This window comes from Cupriavidus sp. 05N38 (genome assembly GCF_056397345.1).
The window spans coordinates 1-4,595 of the sequence record NZ_JBFTNF010000137.1; the positions used below are offsets into that span (position 1 = coordinate 1).

A 4,595-nucleotide genomic window follows, 5' to 3' on the forward strand; every position below is an offset into this window, starting at 1 on the left:
AAAGAATCGCGCGCCTGTCCCTTCCGCTTGAAGACAGGGCGATAAGCATTCTTTCCCYTTTTYACGTCGTCGAAGAACTTGCTCCAGGCCTTGCTCAGATTGGCAAAGGGCTGCGCATGCGAGTCACGATGCATGTCCTTCAGCCAGGGAAACTCGGCATATTTGAATGCGTTGAATTGCTTCTTGAGTGCAAGTGTATTCGGCTTCGAGCCCGCCTCATACTGTCGATTCCACTCGGCAAGGGCCCAATTCCAGACGAAGCGAGCCGTGCCACAAGCTCGGCGGAAATAGTCCTCCTGCTCCGCTGTCGGTTTGAGTTCAATCCGGTGTGCGATCAACATCCAACGCTTCCTGAAGCTTCTTCTTATAGTTTCTCAGGCGAAAGCCGCTCCTGATTCAATACCAGTATCTCGCAGCCGTTTGTTTTTGCATAGTGCTCAAACCACTCAAAGCCAAACCGAGTCGGCCTGTCGCGGTACGCAACTACCAGGACTTTTATCTCACGCTGGCCGATTTCGTTCATCAATGTCAAGAATCGCTTACGCTGAAAATTGAGTCCTCCTCAATCTCCTCCATGACTTCGACGTTTGCAAGCCCGCGCGCGACAACAAACTCCCCCATCCCCCGTCTCTGGTTGGCTAGATCCGGCTTCTGAGCGGCACTGGACCGACCCTCGCGCTCCCATCGCTGCAAGTCTTCACAGACACGTCGAGCAAGTCGACAGCCTTTCCAGTGCTATATGTGCGCTCCATGACGACGATTATACATATTCGCGCACTTATTTAAGTACTAGAGTCAGTCTCGAATACAAGTGGGAGATTTGAGTACATCCTGAGAGAACCGCTGTGCGTTCGAGTCAAACATCGCTCTCGAAGCAAGCTCTGGCCTGATTGAAGATCTATTAGCAGAGGCTGTGGCCGGACAAGGGCGAAGCTGCTACGGGAAAGCCGCCTCATACCTGGTCCGAGGGAGCGACCACGCTGCTGCCGGTACGCGTGCCGGCACTTCCGCCACATGCTTGGCCAGGGCGCTTAGGTACACTTCGGATCAGGCGCATCCCAATAGAAAAGGCGATTGAGGGTCGTCAACGGGCAGCGGCGAGGTCGTCAAAGGTGCCGGTCGGAGCCCTCAGCCATTCACTTACCCGTCCGATCCGGCATAATGCCCGACGCACCATGGCGCTACGGGATTGAACTGGGTAATGCAAATGAAGCCGCACATGTCTCGCGAAGAGACCTCACAAAGCATGGACGGGGGCGACGACTGCCCCTTGCGCTGGTTCGACGCGGATCGGGGGGCATTCGAATCGCTCGAGCGATTGATCGCCGAACATCCGGCGGATTTCTTTGCGGGCGAGCGTTTTGATCCGGCTGGCGCGTGCGCCACACGCGAGGCGGAGTTCGCGTCGGTTGAGCTGCCCGAGACGCCGACATCGCCGCAAGCGCATGCCGATCATCTGCTCAACGACGTGTTTCGGCACGTGATGCCCGTGGCGTCACCAACGTTCGTCGGACACATGACGTCGTCGCTGCCGTCGTTCATGCCCTCGCTGGCCAAGGTGGTGGCAGCGCTGAACCAGAACGTCGTGAAGCTCGAGACGTCGGGCGCGCTGACAGGGCTCGAGCGCCAGGTCATCGGCATGCTGCACAAGCTGGTGTTTGCCCAGGACAGCGCGTTCTATGCGAGATGGCTGCACGATGCCGATCACGCGCTCGGCGCGATCTGTTCTGGCGGCACGGTCGCCAACCTCACCGCGCTATGGGCGAGCCGCAACAACTTGCTGGGCGCGCGTGATGGCTTCGCCGGCATCCATCGCGCCGGACTGATGGCTGCACTACGCCATTACGGCCATGACGGGCTTGCAATCGTCGTCTCGGAGCGCGGGCACTACTCGCTGCGAAAGGCCGCCGATGTCCTTGGCATCGGGCGCGACAATCTCGTGCCGGTCGGGGTCGATGCAGACGGTCGCATGCGCATCGACCTGCTGCGCGACACCATGCGTGACCTGCAGCAGCGCAACATCCGGCCGATGGCGATCGTCGGCATAGCGGGGACGACAGAGACGGGCGCGGTCGATCCGCTCGACGCGATTGCGGATGTTGCTCAGGAGGCCGGCTGCCATTTCCACGTGGATGCCGCATGGGGCGGCGCAACACTGCTGTCGGAGCGCGAGCGCTGGCGCTTCGCGGGCATCGAGCGTGCCGATTCCGTCGTCATCGATGCGCACAAACAGTTCTACGTGCCGATGGGTGCCGGCATGGTGCTGTTCCGGAGCCCGGCGTGGACGCAGGAAATCATCCAGCATGCGAACTACATCGTGCGCAAGGGCTCGGTGGACCTGGGGCGCCATACGCTCGAAGGATCGCGCGGCGCGGCGGCAGTCATGCTCTACGCGAACTTTCATCTGCTCGGTCGCAAGGGGTTGGCGCAGTTGATCGATCGTAGCATCGATAACGCCCGCTACTTTGCATCCCAGATTGCGCAGCAGCCGGATTTCGAGCTCGACAGCCACCCRCAGCTTTGCATCCTGACCTACCGCCATGTRCCCGAGACCGTGCGTGCCGCGCTGGCAACGGCTTCGGCCGACAGGCGCGAGAGGATCCTGGACGCGCTGGATGCGCTGACCATCAGCATTCAGGAAATGCAGCGCGATGCCGGCCGCTCGTTCGTATCGCGCACGCAGTTGATGTCGACACAGTGGGGAGGCCGCCCGATTGCCGTTTTCCGCGTGGTGCTGGCCAACCCGGATACGACGCATGCCATCCTGCAGGACATCCTCGACGAACAGCGCGCGCTGGCGGCGGCCAGCCCATGCATGGCGCCGCTGATGGCGCTGGTGGGCGCGCCGGACGCCGCGTGAGGCATTTGGAGCTGGCGGGCGCCATTCGTCGACGATGCGTCGCTGGTAACAGTCCTCCGAGTACCGTCATTGACTGACTCGTAGAGTCGGTGGGCTCTTCGGCAGTTAGGCGACTGCAGTGTCAATGGGCGACTGCAGTTCTGAAGCGACCGGCCAATGACCGGCCGTCAGGCGGTGCAACGCCTCTTCGGGTTGCACCGCAAGTATCGCAAAGGAACAGGATCATACTGACGAGAGAGTTGATCAGCACCGGCGCTTATCTGGACTCGTTCCAGGATCTGCCCGGCCAGCCCTCCTGGTCGCGTCGGCGCATCGAAGCCTCGATGCGTGAAGCGCTCGCGCAACGTTCGCATGGAGAACCCGTCTGACTGTTCGCCTATGGATCGTTGATCTGGAATCCACTGCTCAGGTTCGTAGAAAGGCAGTCTGCCTTCCTCCAGGGTTGGCATCGCAGTTTCTGTATTCGGCTGTTCGCCGGACGGGGCACCTACGAATGGCCAGGACGGATGCTCGCCTTGAAAGCGGGCGGTCAATCCGCCGGCATGGCCTTCCGGCTGGCCGAGAACGATCTATCGGAAGAGCTGGGACTCGTATGGATCCGCGAGACGGTTCATGGACTGTACCGCCCGAACTGGGGAACGATTCGCCTGGCTTCTGGCAAGGCCTACCGGCAAACCAGCGGTCGGGGTGCCACCGCCACGGGCGATTCTGATTCCCTCTAGCGTGACCGCTCAAAAGTACCGGGCTTCGCCCTCTTCCATGTGGTTGCCATCCGCCCTCATTGCGAGTTGGGAGGCTTTGGCCGCGTGGGTGGCGGCCTGCTCGAGCAGGGGCGCGTGCGCCTTTGGGACAACGAGCATCGTCAAACCCAGTCCTTCCAGCGCGCGTAGTGCGTGCTCCAGATTCACCCCTTTGCCGTTCTCCAGCTTGGATAGCATGCCGACGGAAACGCCGCAATGCCTGGCCGCCTGGTCAATTGGCATCCCCTCAGCAACCCGTGTCGCCCGAATGCGATCACCCAGTTGGTCGATGGTACGGATGGCAGCCCGCGATGGTGGCGCGGCATCGGCTAGCGGTCGTGGCATGGGAGGAGGTCCGGAGATTTGGGAGACTGGGAGATCCAGCACTGGGGCGGCTCTCCCGATTATTTCATCATCGTGAAAGTATATCAAATGCCGCGCCCTCGCCTGCGCCGCCGCCAGCTCAGCGCGTAATTTCCGCGAGCGTCTGCCCGGCAGACTGGCTGGCGGCATTGCAGGCGTGGCTGCCTGTAAAGCCGCGTCTGGCATAGCTCGTTCACGCTCCCACGTTACTTGGGCATCCCTTCATACATGCTGGTGACGTCATCCATCACCTGAAGAATACGCTCGCTGGTCGTGGCGATGTTTCTCAACTGTTCCGCGCGACTGACCCCGGTCTGATTGAGTGCCTCTTCAAAGAACAGCCACTGGGAGCCGGCAAGCTGCAGTTCGCGGCGGATTGCCTCAGTGTTTTGCGGCGCCGCGGTGAGGAGCCCCTGCGCGGCTGCGAATTCCCTGGTAGCCGTGTCCAGATCCTGCGCCATCTGGGGGGAAGTAATGCCCCAGGCGCGGAACATGCTGATCTTGGCGATTCTCTGCGAGAGCATCCGCTGGCGGCCGGCAACGTTGATCAGCTTACCCGTCATGGTGCCGGCATGTTTCTCGAGCAGGAGGGTTCCCTGTTGCGCAAGCTTCAGCACGTCCTCGCTCATTCC

5 protein-coding genes are annotated in these 4,595 nt (G+C 61.1%); 2 read left to right on the top strand and 3 right to left on the bottom strand.

Features of this window, described 5'->3' with window-relative positions; translation table 11 throughout:
• The coding region (locus AC1DK4_RS40320; RefSeq protein ID WP_477132244.1) for a helix-turn-helix domain-containing protein at positions 1-341 on the bottom strand (341 nt) is incomplete at its 3' end.
• Between the two features lie 878 nt (positions 342-1,219).
• On the opposite strand from AC1DK4_RS40320, the gene panP reads away from it, so the two are divergent.
• A complete protein-coding gene (panP, locus tag AC1DK4_RS40325; protein WP_441650420.1) occupies positions 1,220-2,860 on the top strand; it encodes a pyridoxal-dependent aspartate 1-decarboxylase PanP in 1,641 nt (546 codons plus the stop codon).
• Between the two features lie 368 nt (positions 2,861-3,228).
• The gene (locus tag AC1DK4_RS40330) at positions 3,229-3,582 is read left to right on the top strand and encodes a gamma-glutamylcyclotransferase (protein ID WP_441624243.1); all 354 of its coding nucleotides are present in this window, start codon (positions 3,229-3,231) and stop codon (positions 3,580-3,582) included.
• A 9-nt stretch (positions 3,583-3,591) separates the two neighbouring features.
• Here AC1DK4_RS40330 and AC1DK4_RS40335 read toward each other — a convergent pair whose 3' ends face one another.
• Both AC1DK4_RS40335 and AC1DK4_RS40340 read right to left on the bottom strand, forming a co-directional pair.
• Positions 3,592-3,945, bottom strand: a complete 354-nt coding sequence (locus AC1DK4_RS40335; protein WP_441624219.1) for a helix-turn-helix domain-containing protein — start codon at positions 3,943-3,945, stop codon at positions 3,592-3,594.
• 224 nt (positions 3,946-4,169) lie between these two features.
• Positions 4,170-4,595: type IV pili methyl-accepting chemotaxis transducer N-terminal domain-containing protein (locus tag AC1DK4_RS40340; RefSeq protein ID WP_477132245.1), on the bottom strand; the 426-nt coding region annotated here is incomplete at its 5' end.